Origin of the sequence: Streptomyces sp. NBC_01460 (assembly GCF_036227405.1) — a bacterium.
In the GTDB taxonomy this organism is placed as follows: Bacteria; Actinomycetota; Actinomycetes; order Streptomycetales; family Streptomycetaceae; genus Streptomyces.
This window is the reverse complement of the sequence record NZ_CP109473.1, coordinates 5,834,886-5,857,574: the sequence shown is the minus strand read 5'-3', so window position 1 is coordinate 5,857,574 and position 22,689 is coordinate 5,834,886. Positions and strand designations below refer to the sequence as shown.

The following is a 22,689-nucleotide window of genomic DNA, read 5'->3' as shown; positions in this document are numbered from 1 at the left end:
GGTGGGTGGTCGGCCGGGCAGGTCAGCCCTGGTTCAGCCCTGTGGTTCGAGCTATCGGCGGTTTCAGCCCTTGGTGAGGACGGAGCGGCCGAAGAACAGCAGGTTGGCCGGCTTCTCCGCGAGGCGGCGCATGAAGTATCCGTACCAGTCGGTGCCGTACGCCGTGTAGACGCGCATCCGGTGGCCCTCGGCCGCGAGCCGGACGTGCTCCTCGCTGCGGATGCCGTACAGCATCTGGAACTCGTACTCGTCCAGTTTGCGCCCGGCCTGGCGTGCGAGCTCCTGGCCGATGGCGATGAGACGGGGATCGTGAGAGCCGATCATCGGGTAGCCCTCGCCCAGCATCAGGGTCTTCAGGATGCGGACGTACGCCTTGTCGATCTCCGGCTTGCTCTGGTACGCGACCGAGGCGGGCTCCTTGTAGGCGCCCTTCACCAGGCGGACCCGGCTGCCCGCGGCGGCGAGGCGCCGGGCGTCGGCCTCCGTGCGGAACAGGTAGGACTGGATCACGCAGCCGGTCTGCGGGAAGTCCTTCCGCAGCTCCTCGTGGATGGCGAACATCGAGTCGAGGGTGGTGTGGTCCTCGGCGTCCAGCGTGACCGTGGTGCCGATCGCGGCGGCGGCCTCGACGACGGGACGGACGTTGGCGAGGGCCAGCTCGTGGCCGCCCTCCAGCGCCTGGCCGAACATGGAGAGCTTGACGGACATCTCGGCCCGGGCGCCGAGCCCGAGCTCCTTCAGACGGCCGACGAGCTCCAGGTAGGCGTCGCGCGCGGCAGCGGCCTGCTCGGGGGTGGTGATGTCCTCACCCACGACGTCCAGGGTGACCTCGAGGCCCTTGGAGGCCGCGTCCTCGATGACGGGGACGACCTGGTCGACGCTCTCACCGGCGATGAAGCGGTCGACGACCTGCTTGGTGCCGGGCGCGGCCGAGATGAAACGACGCATCTTGTCGCTGCGTGACGCGGCGAGAATCACGGGACCCAGCACGGGGCACCTCCACGGAGTACGGACGGGGCCGGACCGGTACACGGGTGAACGGACCGGGACGGCACGGAGAACCACTGTGAAATCTAGGTACCCCCGCGATGCCGTGCCATCGACACCTGTCACGCATCCGTGGGCCGGATCTCAGACATATGTCTGAAGGGGTGCGAGAATGGCGGGGTGAAGGGCGATTACCAGGAGCTGGTCGACGAGATCTCCGCGCTGCTCAGCGCCCCCGCGACCCTGGAGAACCGCGATTTCGGGCTGGTCGCCTTCGGGGCCCACGACAGCGACGACGACACCGCCATGGACCCCGTCCGTACCCGCTCGATCCTCACCCGGCGCTCCACCCCGGCGGTGCGCGCCTGGTTCGAGGGGTTCGGCATCACCCGTGCGACGGGGCCCGTCCGCATCCCGGCCGCCCCGGAGGCCGGGGTCTTCCGGGACCGCATCTGCCTGCCGGTACGCCATCGGGGTGTCGTCCTGGGCTATGTGTGGCTGCTGGACGCGGACCCCGGACCGACGGACGCACAGCTGACGGCTGCCATGGAGGTGGCGGCCCGCATCGGCGCCCTGCTCGCCGACGAGGAGCGGGCCGGTACGGACCTGTCGCGGGAGTTCGGCGCGGTGCTCGTCGCCGGACACGGCTGGCAGCGCGACATGGCGGTGGCCGCGCTGCACGAGGCCCTCGGCGCCGACGCGGACGGGCTGCACACGGTGGTGTGCGTGGCCCCCTGGCCGGGCGAGACGCCGTCCGTGCGTACGGTGCCCTCGGCGGCGGCTCTCGCCACGGCCCCCGGAGCCGGTGCCCAGGCCCTGGCCGCCCTGGTCCGGCTGCGCTCCCCCGAGGCCCTCGGTCCGGCGACGACCGCGGCGGAGCGGCTGCGTGCCACCGCCGGGCCCGCCGCCACCGGCGGCCTCGCCGCTCCCCGCCGGGGCCTGGCGGAGCTGGCCGACTCCTGGCACGAGGCGCTGTCCGCCGCCCGCGCGGCCTCGGCGGAATCCCGCTTCGGCCCGGTCGCCGCCTGGTCGGCCATCGGCCCGTACCGCATCCTGGCGGGCCTGCCCCGCACTCCGGGCACCGCTCCCGACCCTGCCGTCCGCCCTCTGCTCGCCCCTGCCCACGCCGAACTGGCCCGTACCGCCGAGGTGTTCCTCGACCGTGCGGGCCAGGCGAGCCGGACGGCCACCGAGCTGGGCATCCACCGCCAGACGCTCTACTACCGCCTCGGCCGCGTCCAGCAGCTCACCGGCCTCGATCTGAACGACGGCGAGGACCGGCTGCTCCTTCACATGGCGCTGAAGCAGGCCCGGCTGTGAGCCACACCCCGGATGAGTACGGCGCCGCGACGGCGTGAGTACGCCGACGGAGTGATCGCGAGGTCACGCACGGTGAAATGGGTCCATGAGCACCGACGCCAGGACCCCCTTCCCCCTCGCTACGCGACCGGAGCCCGAACGGCGCTGGTGGGCGGCCCCGTTGACCGGCACCGTGCTGGCACCGGCGCTGGCCGCCGCCGTGTCGTCGGTGGAGAACACCTTCGCCGACCGGACGTTCCTGCTGACCGGAGGCCTGCTGCTCTCCTACGCGCTGATCCTGCCCAGCTGGTTCCTCGCCCGCACCCCCGCGCGTCGGCAGCGGCGCATCGGCCTCGTCCTCTCCGGCTGCGCGATCGCCGCCTGGTTCCCCGTGCTGATCTCCACGACGGGGTGGGCCGTCTTCCTGATCGCGCTCTTCACCGGGCAGGTGGACGGATAGGCCGTCGGGCCGGCCGCCCCCGGAACCACGGACGACCGCGCCCGGCGGACAGAGGGTCTCTGTCCGCCGGGCGCGGTCGTGGTGTCACTGCCGATCAGTCGGTGAGGTTCACCGAACGCGCCGAGGCGGCACCGATCTCGTCGGCGATCTCGGTGAGGACCGACTGCGGGATGGTGTCGTCGACGGTGAGGACGACCAGCGCCTCGCCGCCCGCGTCCTGGCGCGAGACCTGCATGCCGGCGATGTTCAGCCCGGCCTCGCCGAGGATCTTGCCGACGGCGCCGACGACGCCGGGGCGGTCCTCGTAGCGCAGGACGACCATGTGGTCGGCGAGCGCCAGGTCCACGTCGTGCTCGCCGATCGCGACGATCTTCTGGAGGTGCTTGGGGCCGGCGAGCGTGCCGGACACCGCGACCTCCTCGCCGTTCGACAGGGTGCCGCGGACGGTCACCACGTTGCGGTGGTCCGGCGACTCGGAGCTCGTGGTGAGGCGGACCTCGACACCGCGCTCCTGCGCGAAGAGCGGGGCGTTGACGTAGCTGACGGTCTCGTCGACGACGTCCTCGAACACGCCCTTGAGCGCGGAGAGTTCGAGCACCTTCACGTCGTGCTGGGTGATCTCGCCGTAGACCTCGACGTCGAGACGGGCCGCGACCTCACCGGCGAGGGCCGTGAAGATCCGGCCGAGCTTCTCGGCGAGCGGCAGGCCGGGGCGCACGTCCTCGGCGATGACCCCGCCCTGGACGTTGACCGCGTCGGGCACGAGCTCACCGGCGAGGGCCAGACGGACGGACTTGGCGACGGCGATGCCGGCCTTCTCCTGCGCCTCGTCGGTGGAGGCACCGAGGTGCGGGGTGCAGACGACCTGGTCGAACTGGAACAGCGGGGAGTCCGTGCAGGGCTCCTTGGTGTACACGTCCAGACCGGCGCCGGCGACACGGCCCTCCTTGAGGGCGGAGGCGAGCGCCTCCTCGTCGACGATGCCGCCGCGCGCGGCGTTGACGATGCGCACCGAGGGCTTCACCTTGTGCAGCGCCTCGTCGCCGATCAGGCCGAGCGTCTCGGGGGTCTTGGGCAGGTGGACCGTGATGAAGTCGGAGACCTCGAGCAGCTCGTCCAGCGTGAGGAGCTTGACGCCCATCTGGGCCGCGCGGGCGGGCTGCACGTAGGGGTCGTACGCCACGATCTTCATGCCGAAGGCCGACATGCGCTGGGCGACCAGGACGCCGATGCGGCCGAGGCCGACGACGCCGAGGGTCTTCTCGCTGAGCTCGACACCCGTGTACTTGGAGCGCTTCCACTCGCCGTTCTTCAGGGCGGTGTTGGCCTGCGGGATGTTGCGCGCCGTGGCGACGAGCAGACCACAGGCCAGCTCGGCGGCGGTGACGATGTTGGAGGTCGGGGCGTTGACGACCATCACGCCGGCCTTGGTGGCCGAGGAGACGTCGACGTTGTCCAGACCGACACCGGCGCGGGCGACGACCTTGAGCTTCTTCGCGGCGGCGATGGCCTCGGCGTCGACCTTGGTGGCGGAGCGCACCAGGATCGCGTCGACGTCGGCGATCGCGGGGAGGAGTTCGGCGCGGTCCGCGCCGTTGCAGTGCCGGATCTCGAAATCCGGACCCAGGGCGTCGACCGTGGCGGGCGACAGCTCTTCGGCGATGAGTACGACAGGTTTCGAGCTCACGTGTGTCCTCACAAGTCCAGTGCGGACGGCCGTCCCGACGGCCGCAGGCGGTGGAGGGGCTAGCCGCGTGGAAGACGCACGACACTGTGGGCCCTGACGCGTGTATGTGTTGAGAAGTGTAGTCATGCGGCCGGGCATCGACTGCGCCCCGGTGGAAGGATCACCCTCACGGGGTGGACGGTCTGTACAGACGTACGGCGCCGTCTCCTGCCACCCACCTCTCCCCGCAGTGACACGGGGTGTGAGGCCGGCCTTGCGCCGGGGGGCGGGCCCGTACGGACCCGCCCCCCGGCGTCAACTCAGGCGTCCTCGTTGTCGACCCAGCTCATGAGCTTGCGGAGCTCCTTGCCGGTGGTCTCCAGCAGGGACTCGCTGTCGGCCTTCTTGTACTCGTTGTACTTGGGCAGACCGTTGTGGTACTCGGCCATCCAGGCCTTGGCGAAGGTGCCGTCCTGGATCTCGGCGAGGACCTTCTTCATCTCGGCCTTGGTGGCGTCCGTGATGATGCGCGGGCCGGTGACGTAGTCGCCCCACTCGGCGGTCTCCGAGATGGACCAGCGCATCTTCTCCAGGCCGCCCTCGTACATGAGGTCCACGATGAGCTTCAGCTCGTGGAGGCACTCGAAGTACGCGATCTCCGGCTGGTAGCCGGCCTCGGTCAGCGTCTCGAAACCGGCCTTGACCAGGGCGGCGGTGCCACCGCAGAGGACGGCCTGCTCACCGAACAGGTCGGTCTCGGTCTCCTCGGTGAAGGTCGTCTTGATGACGCCGGCGCGGGTGCCGCCGATGCCCTTCGCGTAGCTGAGCGCCAGCTCCAGGCCCTTGCCGGTGGCGTCCTGCTCGACGGCCACGATGCACGGGACGCCGCGGCCCTCCTCGTACTGGCGGCGGACCAGGTGGCCCGGGCCCTTCGGGGCGACCATGCAGACGTCGACGTTGGCCGGCGGCTTGATGAAGTCGAAGCGGATGTTCAGGCCGTGGCCGAAGAACAGCGCGTCGCCGTCCTTGAGGTTGTCCTTGACGGACTCCTCGTAGACCTGGGCCTGGATCGGGTCCGGGACGAGGATCATGATGACGTCGGCCTCGGCCGCGGCCTCGGACGGGGTCACCACGCGCAGGCCCTGCTCCTCGGCCTTGGCCTTGGACTTCGAACCCTCGTGCAGACCGACACGGACGTCGACACCCGAGTCACGCAGCGACAGCGCGTGGGCGTGCCCCTGGCTGCCGTAACCGAGGACCGCGACCTTACGGCCCTGGATGATGGACAGGTCGGCATCGTCGTCGTAGAACAGCTCGGCCACTGGGTCTTCTCCTTGGTGTGCAGGTGTTGCGTCCCACCGTACGGCGGGGTGCGTCGGATACATTGCCGGGTCTCGCCATGCGAGCGGCGAGGCGGCCCGTGAGGTGTTACGCCGTACGGTCGAGTGCGCGCAGGGAACGGTCGGTGATCGAGCGCGCGCCGCGCCCTATGGCGATGGTGCCGGACTGGACGAGCTCCTTGATGCCGAACTGCTCGAGCATCTTGAGCATGGCCTCCAGCTTGTCGGCGCCCCCTGTCGCCTCGATCGTGACGGCCTCCGGGGAGACGTCCACGGTCTTGGCGCGGAACAGCTGGACGATCTCGACGATCTGGGAGCGGGTCTCGTTGTCGGCGCGGACCTTCACCAGGACGAGCTCCCGCTGGATCGCTGCGGTGGGCTCGAGTTCGACGATCTTCAGGACGTTGACCAGCTTGTTGAGCTGCTTGGTCACCTGCTCCAGGGGCAGTCCCTCGACGTTCACGACAATGGTGATGCGTGAGATGTCGGGATGTTCGGTGGTACCGACCGCGAGCGAGTCGATGTTGAAGCCGCGCCGGGAGAACAGGGCCGTGATCCGGGCGAGGACACCCGGCTTGTTCTCGACCAGGACGGAGAGGGTGTGCTTACTGGACATGGAGTCGGTCTCTCTCTGTCTCTCAGTCGTCTTCGTTGTCGCCGAAGTCGGGGCGGACGCCGCGCGCCGCCATGACCTCGTCGTTGGAGGTGCCGGCGGCGACCATCGGCCACACCATGGCGTCCTCGTGGACGATGAAGTCGATGACGACCGGGCGGTCGTTGATCGCGTTGGCCTCGGCGATGACCTTGTCCAGGTCGGCCGGGTCCTCGCAGCGGATCGCGTAGCAGCCCATGGCCTCGGACAGCTTGACGAAGTCCGGGACGCGGGTGCCCTTGGCCGCGTTGCCGTCCGCGTCCGGGCCGGAGTGCAGCACGGTGTTGGAGTACCGCTGGTTGTAGAACAGGGTCTGCCACTGGCGGACCATCCCGAGGGCGCCGTTGTTGATGATGGCGACCTTGATCGGGATGTTGTTGAGCGCGCAGGTGGTGAGTTCCTGGTTGGTCATCTGGAAGCAGCCGTCGCCGTCGATCGCCCAGACGGCACGCTCGGGCATGCCCGCCTTGGCGCCCATGGCCGCCGGGACGGCGTACCCCATGGTCCCGGCACCACCGGAGTTGAGCCAGGTCGCGGGCTGCTCGTACTGGATGAAGTGCGAGGCCCACATCTGGTGCTGTCCGACGCCCGCCGCGAAGATCGTGCCCTCGGGGGCGAGTTCGCCGATGCGCTGGATGACCTGCTGCGGCGAGAGGCTGCCGTCCTCCGGCAGGTCGTAGCCGACGGGGTAGGTCTCGCGCCAGCGGTTGAGGTCCTTCCACCAGGCGCTGTAGTCGCCGGTGTTGCCCTCGGTGTGCTCGGCCTGGACCGCCTGGACGAGGTCGGCGATGACCTCGCGGGCGTCACCGACGATCGGGACGTCGGCGGCACGGTTCTTGCCGATCTCCGCCGGGTCGATGTCCGCGTGGACGATCTTGGCGTACGGGGCGAAGCTGTCCAGCTTGCCGGTGACGCGGTCGTCGAACCTGGCCCCGAGCGCGACGATCAGGTCGGCCTTCTGCAGCGCGGTGACGGCGGTGACCGATCCGTGCATGCCGGGCATTCCCACGTGCAGCGGGTGGCTGTCGGGGAAGGAGCCGAGCGCCATCAGGGTGGTGGTGACGGGCGCTCCGGTGAGCTCTGCCAGGACCTTCAGCTCGGCGGTCGCGCCGGCCTTCATGACGCCGCCGCCGACGTACAGCACCGGGCGCCTGGCCTGGGCGATGAGCTTGGCCGCCTCGCGGATCTGCTTGGCGTGCGGCTTCGTGACCGGACGGTAGCCGGGCAGGTCCAGCGACGGCGGCCAGCTGAAGGCGGTCTTCGCCTGCAGCGCGTCCTTGGCGATGTCGACGAGGACCGGGCCCGGGCGACCGGTCGAGGCGATGTGGAAGGCCTCGGCGATCGTGTGGGCGATGTCCTCGGCACGGGTGACCAGGAAGTTGTGCTTCGTGATCGGCATCGTGATGCCGCAGATGTCGGCTTCCTGGAAGGCGTCCGTACCGATGGCGGCGGAGGCCACCTGGCCGGTGATCGCGACCATGGGCACGGAGTCCATGGCGGCGTCGGCGATCGGGGTGACCAGGTTGGTGGCACCGGGACCCGAGGTGACCATGCAGACCCCGACCTTGCCGGTCGCCTGGGCGTAACCGGTGGCCGCGTGACCGGCACCCTGCTCGTGGCGGACCAGGATGTGACGGACCCGGGTGGAGTCCATCAGCGGGTCGTACGCCGGCAGGATGCAGCCGCCAGGGAGGCCGAATACGGTGTCGGCCCCGACTTCCTCGAGAGAACGGATGAGGGACTGCGCGCCCGTGAGGTGCTCAACGGAGGCGGAGGACGGTCCGCCGTTACGGGCCCGCGGCTGCGGGTGCTGGGCCCCGGTGGCCTGCTCGGTCATCGGCATTCTCTTCTCGAAGCTGAGGGTTTATGCGGTGTTTTTACGGGGTTTTGACAGGTCCCGGTGCAACAAAAAACCCCTCGTGCCGTGAGGCAAGCGAGGGGAGCGCGCCGGTGCGGTCTGCAGGGTGTCCGTGAGTGACCCTGCTTCAGCCGACGCGCTTTCCAAGTACGAGAATTCGGGTGCGCATGGCATTGACCCTCTCTCCGGCACACACACGGTGTCAAGTGGGTGGGACGGGAGTCTCATCATGTGAGCGGCTCTGGAGCGGGATCGCACCGCCCGCCAGCACGGGTTGAGCGGCCCCTCCGGCGCCCGGGACGGGGTACTTCCCACGGATCAGCGTGTGCCGCAGCCGGTACTCGTCCAACGGGCCCGCGAAGGCCATTCCCTGGCCGTGCGTGCACCCCATGGCGCGCAGCGCGCGCACCTGCTCGGGCACGTCCACCCCGTCGGCGACGGACTGCATACCGAGGTCGCCGGCGATGCGCAGCAGGCCACTGGTGATCTTGTGGAGCCTCGCCGACTCGACGACGCCCTCCACCAGGCACCGGTCCAGTTTCAGTACGTCGATGGGGAGCCGGCGCAGGGCGTTGACGGCGGCGTACCCGCTGCCGAAGCCGTCGAGCGCGATCCGGACCCCGAGACGGCGCAGGGCGACCAGCCGCTGCTCCAGCTCGTCGAAGGAGATCCGCGGGTCGCTGTCGGCCACTTCGATCATCAGGGCCCCGGACGGCAGCCCGTGCCGGGTCAGGAGCGCCTCGACGGAGCCCGGGGGGAACGCCCGGTCGAGGAGACGGGCGGCCGACACGCGCACGGAGACGGAGACCGGATGGCCGGCCAGGAACCGGTCCGCGGCCTGCTCGACGGCCTCCTCCAGCAGCCAGGTGCCCAGCTCGGCCGCGCGGTCGCTGTCCTCGGACACCCGGAGGAATTCGGCCGGGGTGAACAGGATGCCCTGGGCGGAGCGCCAGCGGGCCTGGGCGGAGACGGCCGCGACCGTGCCGCTGGCCAGGTGCACCACGGGCTGGTGGAGCAGCGCGAACTCGCCGTCGCGCAGGGCGGTGCGCAGCCGTGTGGCGAGCTCGGAGCGGCGCACGACGTCGGCCTGCATCTGCGGGGCGTACAGCTCGACCCGGTCCTTGCCGCCGGCCTTCGCCCGGTACATGGCGAGGTCGGCGTTGCGCATCAGGTCCTTGGGTGTGATGGAGGGCTCGGCGAAGGCGACCCCGATGGAAGCGGCCACCCGGACCTCTCCGGTGCCGATCCGGTACGGCTGGGAGAGCCTGAGGCGCAGCCGGTCGGCGATCTCGTGGACCTGGCACTCACGGGCGGCCTGGTCGCGGGTGCCGTCGCCGACGATGAGCGCGGCGAACTCGTCGCCCCCGAGGCGTGCCGCGGTGTCCGAGGTGCGCACGGACTCCTGCAGGCGGCGGGCGGCCTGGACGAGGAGCTCGTCGCCCGCCTGGTGGCCGATGGAGTCGTTGACGGCCTTGAAGCCGTCGAGGTCGATGAAGAGCACGGCGGTGCCCGGGTCCCCGGCCCGGCGGCCGCCCAGCGCCTGTCCGACCCGGGCGGTGAAGAGGGCGCGGTTGGGCAGGTCGGTGAGCGGGTCGTGTTCGGCGTTGTGCTGGAGCTGCGCCTGCAGCCTGACCCGCTCGGTCACGTCGCGGCTGTTGAGCAGCAGACCGCCCTGGTGGCGGTTGACCGTGGACTCGACGTGGAGCCAGTCGCCCGTGCCCGATCCGAAGCGGCACTCGATCCGGGTGGTGGGCTCCTCGCGGGAGGGCGCGGCGAGGAAGCGCCGGAGTTCGTGGACGACTCCCCCGAGGTCGTCGGGATGGATGATCGAGGACAGCTCCGCGCCGACGAGGTCCTCGGCGTCGCGGCGGTAGACGCCGGCGGCCGCCGGGCTGACGTAGCGGAGCACACCGCTCGGCTCGGCGATCATGATGACGTCGCTGGAGCCCTGCACCAGGGAGCGGAAGTGGTTCTCCTTCTGGGCCAGTTCCTGGGTGAGCGCGATGTTGTCGAGGAGCATGATGGCCTGCCGCAGGACCAGGGCGAGCACGACCGCGCAGCCGGTGAGGACGACGACCCGGTCGACCCTCCGCCCCTCCACGACGTTGTAGAGGATGCCGAGGGTGCAGACCGCCGCGGCCAGGTACGGCGTGAGCGCGGCGAGCGAGCCGGCGATGGGGCGGCTCACGGCACGTGGCTCGGGGGCGGGGGCCTCGACAGCGTTGTCCTGGTCGCGGCGGACCCCCCAGGGGGCGTACGCGAGGATCAGCGAACCGGCGAACCACCCGGCGTCCAGCAACTGGCCCGAGTGGTACACCGAGCGCAGCAGCGGGGCGGTGAACAGGGCGTCGCAGACCACGGTCAGCGCGAGTCCGGCGATGGCGGTGTTGACCGCGGAGCGGTTCAGGTTGATCCGCCGGAAGTGCAGCGCGAGGACCATGGAGACGAGCACGATGTCGAGCAGCGGATAGGCCAGCGAGAGCGCGGCCCTGGCCACGCTCTCCCCTTCGGCGTTCGCGACGTGGGCGGTGTGGGCCAGCGCGAGGCTCCAGGAGAGCGTCAGCAGGGATCCGCCGATCAACCAGGCGTCCAGCACCAGGCAGACCCAGCCCGCGCGCGTGACGGGCCGTTTGGCGAGGACGAGCAGTCCGACGATGGCGGGCGGCGCGAAACAGAGGAAGAAGAGGTCCGCCAGGGAGGGGGTGGGCACCGGGCGCCCGAGCACCACCTCGTACCACCCCCAGACCGCGTTGCCTCCGGCCGCCATGGCCGAGGAGAGCGAGAAGAGGAGCCAGGCGGGCCGGAACCGGCTGCCGGCGGCGCGTGCGTAGAGGAAGCAGGAGACAGCGGCGATCAGGGCGGCGGCACTGAGGCCGAAGTCACCCATGAACAGGGCGAGTCCGGGCGAACCCCAGCCGACGGCGGCCCCCACGGCGTATCCGGCACAGACGGCGGCGAGGGCGAGTTGGGAGCGCAGCCCCATGGTCCGCCCGGAGGACGGCTGCTGGGAGAGCAGGGCTCCGAGGGCGCTCACCGGTGCGCTCCGTCGACGGACCCCGGCGCCCTCGCCGGCGGCCTCTCCCGCCCGCGCCGCCGCGTCGGATCGTCTCTCCACTGGCCGAACATCGATTGTCGCCCCCTCGCGTTCCGCTTCCCTCCCGGCACCGTCCCTTCCACGGCGCTGCCCTCCTGGGGACGATACACCAGAGTCGTCACTCAGGGACATAGTCTCTCTACTCTCCGTGACGACCTGGGGTGTTGGCGGAACTCCGTGCGGCCGAGCGGGTCCGGAGCGTGGTCAGCCGGTGGTGAGCACGAGGTTGTCGACCGGCTCCCCGGCGGCGAACCGGGTGAGCTGTCCGGCCAGCAGCCGCTTGGCCCGGGGCAGGAACGCGGAGGTGCTGCCGCCCACATGGGGGGTGATCAGCGTGTGGGGAGCATGCCAGAGGGGGTGGCCGGCGGGCAGCGGTTCGGGGTCGGTCACGTCGAGTGCGGCGCGCAAGCGCCCGGACTCGAGTTCGGACAGGAGGGCCTCGGTGTCGACGACGGCCCCCCGCGCGACGTTCACGAGGAGCGCGCCGTCCCGCATCGCGGCGAGGAAGGCGGGGCCCACCAGCCCTTGTGTGGACGGGTTCAGCGGAGTGGACAGGATGACGATGTCGGCCTCGGGCAGCAGGGCCGGAAGCTCGTCGATCGCGTGTACGGGGCCGCGCGCGGTTGCCCGGGCCGAGCGTGCGACGCGCACCACCCGCGCGCACTCGAAGGGTGCGAGCCGGTCCTCGATGGCCGCGCCGATCGATCCGTAGCCCACCACGAGAACGGACTTGTCGGCGAGCGCCGGGTAGAAGCCGGAACGCCACTCCTCCTTGTCCTGCCCGTGCACGAAGCCCGGGAAGCCGCGGAGGGAGGCGAGGACCAGGGCGAGCGCGAGCTCGGCGGTCGAGGCCTCGTGCACACCCTTGGCGTTGCACAGCCGCACCCCAGCGGGCAGCAGGCCGAGCCCGGGCTCCACGTGGTCGATGCCGGCGGAGAGGGTCTGGACGACCTGGACCGACCGCATCGCCTCGAGCGGACGGACCGCGACCTCGGGGCCCTTCATGTACGGGACGACGTAGAAGGCGCAGTCGGAGGGGTCCGCCGGGTACTCCCGGCCTCCGTCCCAGAAACGGTAGTTGAGACCCTCGGGGAGGCCGTCGACCTCTTCGGCGGCGAACGGGAGCCATATGTCGGTGGCGGATGCGGGTGCGGAAGTCATGGTCAGGAGGCTATGCGAAGAGCACGGAACGGCAGAGGTTACTTTGGGGTGCTGGTGGTCCCGTGATCACGGGACCGAGGAAGGGTACGGGGAGTTGGAGCGCAGGACTATCGGTGCGGCGGCACTGGCCGTGGGCGCGGTCGGGCTGGGCTGTATGCCGATGAGCTGGGCCTACACCACGTCGCAGCAGCGCGGTGACCGCTCGGTGCGGACCGTGCACGCCGCGCTGGACGCGGGCGTCCAGCTGCTCGACACCGCCGACATGTACGGCCCCTTCACCAACGAGCTGCTCGTCGGACGGGCGCTCAAGGGGCGCCGCCACGAAGCCTTCCTCTCCACCAAGTGCGGGCTGCTGGTGGGCGATCAGCACATCGTGGCCAACGGCCGCCCCGGGTACGTGCGCCGCGCCTGCGACGCCTCGCTGCGGCGTCTCCAGACCGATGTGATCGATCTCTACCAGCTGCACCGGGCGGACCCCGAGGTCCCGGTGGAGGAGACCTGGGGCGCCATGGCGGACCTGGTGACCGCGGGCAAGGTGCGGTCGCTCGGACTCTGCGCGATCGGCGCCCGCGCGGGCCGCCGGCCGGGGGCGCGGATGCACGACGGGACCATCCGGCAGCTGGAGCGTGTCCAGCAGGTCTTCCCCGTCAGCGCGGTCCAGGCGGAGCTCTCGGTGTGGTCGCCCCAGGCTCTGGACGATCTGCTGCCGTGGTGCGCGGCCCGGGGGGTGGGCGTGCTGGCGGCGATGCCGCTGGGCAGCGGCTATCTCACGGGGACGCTCAAGCCGGGCCAGGGTTTCGAACCGGACGACCCGCGGGCGAGGCACCCCCGCTTCACCGCGGAGATGATGGCGGCCAACCAGCCGGTGGTGGTGGGGCTCCGCAGGATCGCGGAGCGGCACGGCGCGACTCCGGCGCAGGTGGCTCTCGCGTGGGTCCTGCGCCAGGGCCGCCATGTGGTGCCCGTGCCCGGCGCGAAGCGGGAGCGGTGGGCCGTGGAGAACGCGGGAGCCGCGGGGCTGGTGCTCACGGACGGGGATCTGGCCGAGATGGCCGGGCTGCCGCCCGCCCGCGGCTCGTGGGACTGAGCGCGCGGCGGGAGAGGACGCGCGCGGGAGAATCGGCGGGGACGGGGACCCTGGTCGGTCGGCGGGCGGCGGCCAGCGGTCGGCTGGCGGCGGAGCTCGGGGCGGAGAATGGCGCGGATCGGGAACCCGTGACGGAGCGGCGGTGTAAGAACAGTGGAAGTGCGACCGTCGGAACCGTCGAAAGGATCGGTGCTGTGCAAACTCCCGTGCTGCGCAAGGGGGTGGTGGCCTTGCTCGCCTCGGCCTCCCTCCTGCTCTCCGCCTGTTCGTCCGGTGACGGCCCGGCGGGCGGCGGGGGCCCCTCCTCCTCCCCTGCGAGCGCCACCCCGGCCCCCGCGAGCCCTTCGGCGGACCTGCCGCCGGCCAAGGGCTCGGTGGAGGTGGTGAAGACGCTCACGGACGGCCTCGCGTCTCCCTGGGGCCTCGCGGCGCTGCCCGGAGGTGATCTGCTGGTCTCCTCGCGTGACGAGGCGACGATCACCCGGATCGACGGGGAGAGCGGCAGGAAGACCTTGCTGGGCTCGGTGCCCGGGGTCGCGCCCGCAGGTGAGGGCGGTCTGCTCGGTCTCGCCGTCGCCCCGACCTTCGGCGCGGACCATCTGATCTACGCCTACCTCACCACCGAGTCGGACAACCGCATCGTCCGCCTCCAGTACGACGAGAAGAAGCCCGCCGGCCAGCAGCTGGGAGCACCGGACACCATCCTGCGGGGAATCCCGAAGGGCTCCATCCACAACGGCGGACGGATCGCCTTCGGTCCCGACCGCATGCTGTACGCGGGCACGGGTGAGACGGGCGACACGGGCCTCGCCCAGGACAGGTCGTCGCTCTCGGGCAAGATCCTTCGGATGACACCCGACGGCGAGCCGGTGCACGGCAATCCCGAGGGCGACTCCCTGGTCTATTCGTACGGGCACCGCAACGTGCAGGGCCTGGCCTGGGACAGCGGGAAGCGACTCTGGGCGGCGGAGTTCGGCCAGGACACCTGGGACGAGCTGAATCTGATCGAGCCGGGCCGGAACTACGGCTGGCCGGACGTCGAGGGGAAGGAAGGGAAGAAGGGTTTCGTCGACCCGGTGGCCCAGTGGAAGACCTCCGAGGCCTCACCGAGCGGCATCGCGTACGCCGAGGGGTCGGTCTGGATGGCGGGGCTGCGGGGCGAGCGGCTCTGGCGCATCCCGTTGTCGGGCCGGGCCGACGGGGAACCACTCGCCGCCCCCCAGGCGTTCCTCGAAGGGAAGTACGGCCGTCTGCGCACGGTGCTCGCCGCGGGTGGCGACAGACTGTGGCTGGTCACGAGCAACACGGACGGCCGTGGCACCCCGAAGTCGGGCGACGACCGGATCCTGCTGCTGAAGGTGCGGTAGCCGACGGCCGGAGCCCGTCAGGCGCGGCCGCCGGCCCACGACCGGGGCCGGCGGCGGCACGAGGCCGGAGGGAGCACGATCTGTGTTCAGTTTCTTCGAGGAGCTGTTCGCACCGGGCCGTAAGCACGCCGCCGAGGAGGAGAAGCGGCTGGAGCTGAGCCGGGTGGACCTGGGAATCGGCGATCCCGCGCGGGGCCCGATAGACCTCACCTCGGGAAAGGTGACCCTCCACCGCCCCGCGCCCGGGGCCGCCGCCGGGGAGGACGACGACCGGCCCGGGGCCGGCGGAGAACAGCCGTAGCGGCCGCGGGCAGGACCCTCCCGTCGGCCGGGCGCCCCGGGGACCGCCCCAGGGCGTCCCGCCCCGAGGCCAGGCCCCGGGGCGGCCGTGTCTCACGCCGCCGCGTACAGGCGGAAGCGGTGCGCCAGGGCGGCCGCCTCCCCACGGCTGGAGACGCCCAGCTTGGCCAGGATGTTGGAGACGTGGACACTCGCGGTCTTCGGCGAGATGTAGAGCTCCTCCGCGATCCGGCGGTTGGTGTAGCCCGCCGCGACCAGCCGGTGCACCTCCTGCTCCCGCGAGGTCAGCCCGAACGACTCGATCGCGTCCACCACCGGCACCGGATCGCCCGGGTCGGCGGCCTCGTCCTCGGCCGCGGGGGCCGGCGCGGCGAGCGCGATACGGGCCCGGCCCGCCAGCAGCTCGACGCTCTCCGCGAGCGGCCGCGCGCCCAGTCGCAGCGCCACGGCGTGGGCTTCGCGCAGGAGGCCCGCGGCAGGAGCCCTGTCACCCGAGGCGGTGAGGATCGCCTCCGCCCAGCGGTGACGGATCTGGGCCAGTTCGTAGGGGCGCCGGAGCGGGGTGAAGGCCGCGGCGGCCCGGCACCAGTGGTCCGGGGTGTCCGCCCCTTCCGCGCGGGCCAGTTCCGCCTCGATCAGCAGGCCGTAGGCGGACCAGACGGGCACCACCATGGGCAACTGCTTGAGGTGGCCGCGTATCCGCCGCAGCATCGCGGGCCGCCCGGGGTCCGTGGCGGGCAGTCCCCGCGCGTCGGCCTCGATCGCGGCGGCGGCGTGGAGCAGCGGCAGCGCGTACCGCTGGGTTCCCGCGGGCAGGCCGGTGTCGGACTGCGCCTCGAACATGGCCCGTGCCTCGGGGATCCTGCCCTGCTGGGCCGCGAGGGTCATGGCGTGCCGGACCGGGCAGATCAGGTGCTGCGGCTGGGGGTCGTGGAGGCCGAGATGGCGTCGGTTCAGGGCCAGTTGCTCCTCGGCCTCCTCGAAGTCGCCGCGGGCCAGGGCCAGATCGGCACGGCGGGCGGCGACGAGTCCGTTCGACTTGCGGGACCGGGCCAGCGGGGCCGCGGCGTCCGCCGCCGCCCGGCTCTCCTCCCAGAGGCCGAGCGAGAAGTACGACTGGGCCTGGTTGGCCCGTACCCAGGCCTCGGACTCGGGGAGCCCGTGGCCGTTGCAGATCCGGATGCCGTGGTCGGCGGCGGTCACCGCCTCCTGGGAGCGGCCGGTGGATTCGAGCGAGGAGGGAAGATTGATGGCGGCGCGGCTCATGACGCCCACCAGGTGCAGCTCCTCGGACCGGTCCCGGACGTCGTACATCTCGGCGACGCCCTCCTCGACGCCGCCGGCGTCGATGGTGAGCCAGCCGCGGGTGAGCCTGGCGTGCAGCTCGATGGACTCCTCGCCGACGAGCCGTGCGTACTCCACGGCCCGGTCGGCCGCGACGAGGGTCTCGGGTCCCGGCCGGTGCAGGGCGCCCCAGCTCGCGACGGAGGCCAGGACGTCGGCGTGCACCGCGGACGGCTGCAGCCCTCGCACCAGCTCCTCGGCGGTGGCCAGTTCCTGTCGGCCGTCGCCCCGGGAGAGGCTCTGCATCAGCAGGGAGCGCTGTACCCAGAACCACGCGGCGCGCAGCGGGTCCCTCTCCCCGTCCAGGATGCGCAGGGCCTTCTTCGCCACGGCCAGGGCCCGTTCGCGGTCACCGCCGAAGCGGGCGGCCACCGTGGCCTCGGCCATCAGGTCGAGGTAGCGCAGCGGGTCGGCCGGCTCGCAGCCGCAGCCCGGGTAGGCCTCGGCGTGGTCGAGGGGCCGCAGGGTGGCGCGTACCGCGTCGGGGACGTCGTCCCAGAGCTCCATGGCCCGCTCCAGCAGCCGGAGCTGCTCGCTGTACGCGTAGCGGCGTCTGGCCTCCACGGCTGCGCGGAGCACGGCGGGCAGTGCCCTTACGGCGTCGTGCGCGGCGTACCAGTAGCTGGCGAGGCGTGCGGCGCGCTCGTCGGCACGTACGAGCGCGGGGTCGGCCTCCAGCGCTTCGGCGTAGCGGCGGTTGAGGCGCGTGCGTTCGCCGGGGAGCAGGTCGTCGCTGACGGCCTCGCGGACCAGGGAGTGGCGGAAGCGGTACCCGTCGGTGTCGGGGGCGGGCAGCAGGAGGTTGGCGCCGACAGCGGCCCGCAGCGCTTCGTCGAGATCGTCCTCGGCGAGACCGGCGACGGCGGCGAGGAGCGGATGCTCCACCGTGGAGCCGCCTTCGGCGATGATCCGGGCGATCCTCTGCGCGTCCTCGGGGAGTGCCTCCACCCGTACGAGGAGGAGGTCGCGCAGCGAGTCGGAGAGCCCGGAGCTGTCGCCGCAGCACTCCACGCTGCGGGCCAGCTCCTCGACGAAGAAGGCGTTGCCGTCGGAGCGGTCGAAGATGTCGTCGACCAGCGAGGCGTCGGGGACCATCGCGAGGATCCCGGTGAGCTGCCTGCCGACCTCGGAGCGGCTGAAGCGGTCGAGCTCGATGCGGCGGACCGTGCGGAGCCGGTCCATCTCGGCGAGGAGCGGGCGCAGGGGGTGGCGGCGGTGGACGTCGTCCGCGCGGTACGTGGCGATCACGACGAGCCTGCCGTTGCGCAGGACGCGGAAGAGGTACGCGAGCAGATGCCGGGTGGAGGCGTCGGCCCAGTGCAGGTCCTCCAGGACGAGGACGACCGTGCGGGTCGCGGAGACGCGTTCCAGCAGCCGGGCGGCGAGCTCGAAGAGCCGGGCGGTGCCGTGCTCGTCGGTCGGCGCCCGGTCGGCCTCGCCCAGTTCGGGCAGCAGCCGGGCGAGCTCGCCCTCCTGCCCGGCCAGGGCCTCGGCCAGTTCCTCGGGCATCGCGCGGCGCAGGGCGCGGAGCGCCGTCGCGAACGGTGCGTAGGGCAGGCCGTCGGCCCCGATCTCCACGCACCCGCCGACCGCGACGACGGCCTCACGGCGGCAGGCCGCCGTGACGAACTCCTCGACCAGCCGGGTCTTTCCGACGCCCGCCTCACCGCCGAGGAGCACGGCCTGCGGCTCTCCGGCGGCGGCACGGGCGAGCGTAGCGGTGAGCGCGGCCAGCTCTCCGGCCCGGCCGACGAAGACGGGGCTGACGGTGTTGGTCTCCACGTCGCTGAGCATCGCATACGCGTACGACACCCCGGCCACCGTTTTACGCGGGACGTCCACCGTTTTACGCGGGACGTCCACCGTTCCTCGCGGGACGTCCACCGTCACGCGGCACGGACGAACCAGCTCCGGTTCTTTCCCGCCTGCCCCTCGGTGTCGTCCCGTCCGGCACGGCGGGCGGCGCGGCGGGCACGCACGGCCTGCCGGACGGTGCGCTGCTCCTCGGCCCTGCGGATCAGCTCGGCGACGGCGAGCTGGTGGATCTCGTACTCGTACATGGTCTTCTCCCTGATGCGGAAAGACAGTTGGGGCACGGCTTCTTGCCGTGCCCCAACTGTCGTACGCCAGGGGGTTCCGCCACATCGGGCGAGTGCCGCATCTCTGCGGGTGGGGGTCCTTAGGCCCGGGTGCCGGATGCCTTAGGCGGCTGCCGGTGGGTCCTCAGCCTCCGGCGGCGGACGGCAGGGCGACGAACAGGTCGAGGTACATGCCTACGGAGATCAGCACGCCCAGCACGCCGAGCGCGACGCCCGCGAAGGCGACGGAGCGGACCCAGCCCGCCTGCGGACGGAGGGAGGGAGTGCCGAAGGCCGGCCGGACCAGGACGAAGACGCCCACGAGCAGCGCCAGCAGCGCGAAGAGCCCGTTGACGAGAGCCGTGGTGTGCCAGGCGTCGCCGTAGATCTCGGAGATCTGCTGGGCGGCGCTGCCGCCGCCGGAGGTCTTGATCTGGCCGAGCAGGGTCTCGCGCTCGGCGGCGACCCGGCCGGTCCACGCTCCGGAGAGCGAGATGACGCCGAGCCCGGCGGACACGACGGCCGCGGCGCCGGTGCCGACCCCGGCGGCCGCCGCCGCCTCGGCCTCGGCGTAGGGGTCCGGCTCCAGGTCGACCTCCAGGCCGTCCTCCGCCGCCGCGTCCGTCGCGGCGACGTCCATCTCGGTCACGTCCGACGGCGTCACACCCGGTGCGACGTCGCCCGGCACGGCGTCCTCGGCGGGGCCGGCCTTCTTCGTCAGGTCAGGCGCGGGGGCGGTCCCGGCGGCCGCCTTCTTCTCGGTGTCGTCAGTGGTCGGGGTGGAGGGGGTGGTGTTCATGCGCCGCACGCTAGGGGGCCCGTATGAGAACCTCCTTAACACTGAGCGCCTCAGCCCCGTGCGGAACGCCATTCGGGCGCCAGGACGGCCCAGATCTCTTCGTCGTGACGCTTGCCGCGGTACGGGTAGGCCTCGCGCAGCACGCCCTCGCGGGTCATGCCGAGCCGCTCGGCCACCGCGACGCTGCGGGTGTTGGCGGAGGAGGCGATCCACTCCACCCGGTGCATGCCCCGCACGTCGACGGCCCAGTCGATCAGCTTCCGTGACGCGCGGGTCACCAGGCCCCTTCCCTCGGCCGCGGACTCCAGCCAGCAGCCGATCTCGCAGTTGCCGGCCTCCGCCTCGAATATCCGGAACAGGACGCCGCCGACCAGGGTTCCGTCCAGCCAGATGCCGTAGAGCCGTCCGGTGTCGGCCGCCTGCTTGTCCGCGTAGCGCTGGAGCAGTGCCCGGGCGGAGGGGAGGTCCGTGGCGGCCGCCGCGAACGGGATCCAGGGATCGACCAGGGCACGCGCCCGGTCCATGTGCGCCAGGAACTCCTCCGCCTGCCAGGGCTCCAGCGGGCGGAGCTCCGTCCCGTCGTCGCCCAGTGACACGGTGAACACAGTGGCTCTCCTCGGTCTTCGTGATGCTCAGGGGACACGCTGCGCGACCGGCCGGTCCGCGTGGTCGCGCTCCCCCGGGATTTTCGCACGCGGTCCCGCGCGGTCCGGCGGCTCGATGCCGATGCGGGGGAGCAGCCGGTCCAACCGGGCGGGCAGCCACCGGTTCGCGCCCCGAGGAGGTGCATCAGGGCCGGCACCAGCAGGGTGCGCAGGACGAAGGCGTCGAGTACGACGGCGGCGGCCGGCGCGATGGCAGCCGACCCTGATCGCGGGTCACCTTCGTGTCCGGGTTCACACCACCGGCCTCCTCACCCGCGGCCGGCCCGGCCGCCCCCGCGCCTGCCCGAACCCGGTCAGCCGGTCAGCCGGTCAGCCGGTCAGCCGGTCAGCCGGTCAGCCGGTCAGCCGGTGACGCTCGCCCTCCCGTTCTCGATGTGCCCCATCAGCCGGCGGCGGAACGAGCCCTCCGCGTCGACCGTCACCAGCAGGTCGTACCAGCCGTGGGCATCGGCCGCCGAGTGCACGAGCGTGCGGCTGCGCCCCGGCTTGACCTTGATGGTGCGGCTCCAGTCCCTCAGGTCGTCCTCGTCGACGTAGCCGAGCGGCCGGACGGTGTAGGTCAGTGTCCGCCGGCCGTTGTTGCGCAGCGTGAGGTGCAGGTCCCGTTCGTGGGCGTCGATACGGGAGGCGAGTTCGGCGGCGCCGTCGGCCGCTCCCCCGAACTCGCGCCGGAAGCCGTTCGGGCCGGTGACGGTGAAGCGGTACCCGTCACCGGTCAGGGGCACGGTCCACTGCGCGGTGCCCCTGACGTCCCGGTGCTGCGGAGCGGGGAACTCCCCGGCGTAGGGGTGGAGCGCGAAGTGGGCGGAGGACCGGCCGGTGTTGCTGAGGCTCACCCGCAGCTCCCCGCCCACGCGCCGCGCCTGCGCGTCGGGCTGGTACGGCAGGGGCCTGGCGGGGCGGACGCCCGGCTCCTGGACGGGCATCGTCTGGACGGCGGGCGGCTTCGGCTGCCAGCGTCCGCCGAACGGCGGGATCGCCGCCGCGGGCGCCGTCTCCGGCTGCCGCCGTGCCCGGGTGAAGTCGAAGGCGGACGTGAGGTCCCCGGTGACCCGGCGCCGCCAGTCGCCGATGTTGGGCTCCTCCACGCCCGTCCAGCGCTCCAGGAGACGGATCACGGAGGTGTGGTCGAAGACCTCGGAGCAGACGTGTCCGCCGACGCTCCAGGGAGAGACGACGAGAAGGGGCACCCGCATCCCGAGTCCGGTCGGCCTGCCCTCCCACTGCTCCTCGGTCACCTCGGCGGGGGCGACCGGTGGCGGCACGTGGTCGAAGAAGCCGTCGTTCTCGTCATAGGTGACAAGGACGACGGTGCGCCGCCAGACGTCGGGGTGTCTGCCGAGCGCGTCGAGGATCTTGTAGACGATCGTCGCGCTGTGCACCGGCGAGGAGACGCTCGGATGCTCGGAGTCCAGGGCCGACGGCACCAGATAGGAGACCTCGGGCAGCGTCCCCGCCGCCACGTCCCGGGCGAACTCGTCGGCGAGGGTGCCCGTCTCGACCCGGCGGAGCCCCCGCTCGAAGAGACTGCGCTCGGCCGCCGTCAGCGTGGCGACACCGTCGTCGAGCAGACCGAGCAGCCGCGCGCGCTCGCCCGCCTCCTCCGCGTCGCGCACCGCCGCGTAGAAGGACTCCATGTAGGTGTGCCCACCGGTCCTCACCAGCGCCTTGCGGGCGATCGCCTTGAAGGTGGTGAAGAACTCGATCTGGTTGTCGGTGAAGTTCTCCCACTCCGTGTACGTCTTCCAGGTCCGCCCGGCCTTCTCCAGCCGCTCGGCGTAGGTGCCCCAGTCGTATCCGGGGTGGGTGCCCTCGTCGTAGGCGTCGTTGCCCACGGCACGCCTGCCGTCGGCCTCGTGGCCCGTCCTGCCGCTCCACAGGTGGTTGCGGTTCGGGCTGGTGGAGGTGTGGATCGAGGAGTGGTAGGCGTCGCAGATCGTGAAGGTGTCGGCGAGCTCGTAGTGCAGCGGGATGTCCCGGCGGTCGTAGTACGCCATGGTCGCGGCCGACTTCGCGGTGATCCAGCCGTTCATCCAGCCGCCGGCCCAGGCCTTGGCGCCCCCGTTCCAGGAGTGGTCGAGGGCCCCGATGTACTGCAGGTCCTTCTTCTGCGCCTCGGCCGCCCCGCGCACGGGGAACGGCAGCACGGTGGTCCCCGCCGGCCCGGGCTGCTCGAAGACGGACGCGCCGGAGGGGAGCTCGATCGCGTTGCGGTCGGCGAAGCCGCGCACCCCGCGCAGCGTCCCGAAGTAGTGATCGAAGGAACGGTTCTCCTGCATCAGGATCACCACATGCTCGACGGCGTCGAGCCCTTCGCCCCCGGCCTTCCCGTCGGCGGGCTGTGCGGCGATGGCCGCCTGGAGCGACGGAGGGAGGAACGATCCCGCCGCCGCGGCGCCGAGGGCGCCACCGCCGAGCGCGAAGAGCCGCCGCCGTGACATGTCCGTGGTCAAGTGAGCCTCCCGATTCCGTGTCTACGCCGGGAAACTAGTCAGGGCGGATGGCGGCGGGAAGACCGCCGCAGGGCGTCAC

Annotated in this window: 17 protein-coding genes and 1 pseudogene; 5 read left to right on the top strand and 13 right to left on the bottom strand. The window is 71.8% G+C overall.

Annotated elements, in window-relative coordinates; genetic code table 11:
- Window positions 1–63: 63 nt before the first annotated feature.
- Window positions 64–990: a proline dehydrogenase family protein gene (locus OG488_RS26580; RefSeq protein ID WP_329233143.1), complete on the bottom strand. Its 927-nt coding sequence runs from the start codon at window positions 988–990 to the stop codon at window positions 64–66.
- A gap of 177 nt (window positions 991–1,167) precedes the next feature.
- Here OG488_RS26580 and OG488_RS26575 point away from each other — a divergent pair, with 177 nt between their 5' ends.
- Entirely contained in the window at window positions 1,168–2,307 is a 1,140-nt protein-coding gene (locus OG488_RS26575) for a PucR family transcriptional regulator (protein ID WP_329233141.1), read from the top strand.
- 85 nt (window positions 2,308–2,392) lie between these two features.
- Window positions 2,393–2,746: a hypothetical protein gene (locus OG488_RS26570; RefSeq protein ID WP_329233139.1), complete on the top strand. Its 354-nt coding sequence runs from the start codon at window positions 2,393–2,395 to the stop codon at window positions 2,744–2,746.
- A gap of 94 nt (window positions 2,747–2,840) precedes the next feature.
- Here the strand turns inward: OG488_RS26570 and serA are convergent, their stop codons facing one another.
- The 6 genes from serA to OG488_RS26540 all read right to left on the bottom strand — a co-directional run bounded on the left by serA (window position 2,841) and on the right by OG488_RS26540 (window position 12,517).
- Window positions 2,841–4,433: a phosphoglycerate dehydrogenase gene (serA, locus tag OG488_RS26565; protein ID WP_329233137.1), complete on the bottom strand. Its 1,593-nt coding sequence runs from the start codon at window positions 4,431–4,433 to the stop codon at window positions 2,841–2,843.
- A gap of 299 nt (window positions 4,434–4,732) precedes the next feature.
- Complete coding sequence (ilvC, locus tag OG488_RS26560) at window positions 4,733–5,734, bottom strand: ketol-acid reductoisomerase (RefSeq protein ID WP_329233136.1); 1,002 nt, start codon at window positions 5,732–5,734, stop codon at window positions 4,733–4,735.
- A 106-nt stretch (window positions 5,735–5,840) separates the two neighbouring features.
- Complete coding sequence (gene ilvN / locus OG488_RS26555; protein ID WP_103760243.1) at window positions 5,841–6,368, bottom strand: acetolactate synthase small subunit; 528 nt, start codon at window positions 6,366–6,368, stop codon at window positions 5,841–5,843.
- Between the two features lie 22 nt (window positions 6,369–6,390).
- Window positions 6,391–8,247 carry an acetolactate synthase large subunit gene (locus OG488_RS26550; RefSeq protein WP_329233133.1) on the bottom strand — a complete coding sequence of 619 codons (1,857 nt, stop codon included), beginning with the start codon at window positions 8,245–8,247 and terminating at the stop codon, window positions 6,391–6,393.
- Between the two features lie 217 nt (window positions 8,248–8,464).
- Window positions 8,465–11,296, bottom strand: a complete 2,832-nt coding sequence (locus tag OG488_RS26545) for an EAL domain-containing protein (RefSeq protein WP_329233130.1) — start codon at window positions 11,294–11,296, stop codon at window positions 8,465–8,467.
- A 264-nt stretch (window positions 11,297–11,560) separates the two neighbouring features.
- Complete coding sequence (locus OG488_RS26540) at window positions 11,561–12,517, bottom strand: 2-hydroxyacid dehydrogenase (RefSeq protein ID WP_329233128.1); 957 nt, start codon at window positions 12,515–12,517, stop codon at window positions 11,561–11,563.
- Window positions 12,518–12,647: 130 nt separating this feature from the next.
- On the opposite strand from OG488_RS26540, the gene OG488_RS26535 reads away from it, so the two are divergent.
- The 3 genes from OG488_RS26535 to OG488_RS26525 all read left to right on the top strand — a co-directional run bounded on the left by OG488_RS26535 (window position 12,648) and on the right by OG488_RS26525 (window position 15,272).
- The gene (locus tag OG488_RS26535) at window positions 12,648–13,604 is read left to right on the top strand and encodes an aldo/keto reductase (protein ID WP_329239029.1); all 957 of its coding nucleotides are present in this window, start codon (window positions 12,648–12,650) and stop codon (window positions 13,602–13,604) included.
- A gap of 194 nt (window positions 13,605–13,798) precedes the next feature.
- A complete protein-coding gene (locus tag OG488_RS26530) occupies window positions 13,799–14,971 on the top strand; it encodes a PQQ-dependent sugar dehydrogenase (RefSeq protein ID WP_329233126.1) in 1,173 nt (390 codons plus the stop codon).
- An 82-nt stretch (window positions 14,972–15,053) separates the two neighbouring features.
- A complete protein-coding gene (locus OG488_RS26525) occupies window positions 15,054–15,272 on the top strand; it encodes a DUF6191 domain-containing protein (protein ID WP_329233124.1) in 219 nt (72 codons plus the stop codon).
- Between the two features lie 92 nt (window positions 15,273–15,364).
- Here OG488_RS26525 and OG488_RS26520 read toward each other — a convergent pair whose 3' ends face one another.
- From OG488_RS26520 to OG488_RS26495, 6 genes and pseudogenes are all read right to left on the bottom strand, one after another.
- Window positions 15,365–18,409, bottom strand: a complete 3,045-nt coding sequence (locus OG488_RS26520) for a helix-turn-helix transcriptional regulator (protein ID WP_329239026.1) — start codon at window positions 18,407–18,409, stop codon at window positions 15,365–15,367.
- A 92-nt stretch (window positions 18,410–18,501) separates the two neighbouring features.
- Entirely contained in the window at window positions 18,502–18,711 is a 210-nt protein-coding gene (locus OG488_RS26515) for a hypothetical protein (protein ID WP_329239339.1), read from the bottom strand.
- Between the two features lie 127 nt (window positions 18,712–18,838).
- On the bottom strand, window positions 18,839–19,492 hold the full coding sequence (locus OG488_RS26510) for a hypothetical protein (protein WP_403912825.1): 654 nt from the start codon (window positions 19,490–19,492) through the stop codon (window positions 18,839–18,841).
- A 50-nt stretch (window positions 19,493–19,542) separates the two neighbouring features.
- Window positions 19,543–20,097 (bottom strand): GNAT family N-acetyltransferase, encoded by a 555-nt coding sequence (locus OG488_RS26505; RefSeq protein WP_329233120.1) that lies wholly within the window; start codon window positions 20,095–20,097, stop codon window positions 19,543–19,545.
- Window positions 20,098–20,124: 27 nt separating this feature from the next.
- Window positions 20,125–20,348, bottom strand: a pseudogene (locus OG488_RS26500) (hypothetical protein); the annotation flags it as partial.
- A gap of 150 nt (window positions 20,349–20,498) precedes the next feature.
- Entirely contained in the window at window positions 20,499–22,610 is a 2,112-nt protein-coding gene (locus OG488_RS26495; protein ID WP_329233119.1) for a phosphocholine-specific phospholipase C, read from the bottom strand.
- Window positions 22,611–22,689 lie beyond the last annotated feature (79 nt).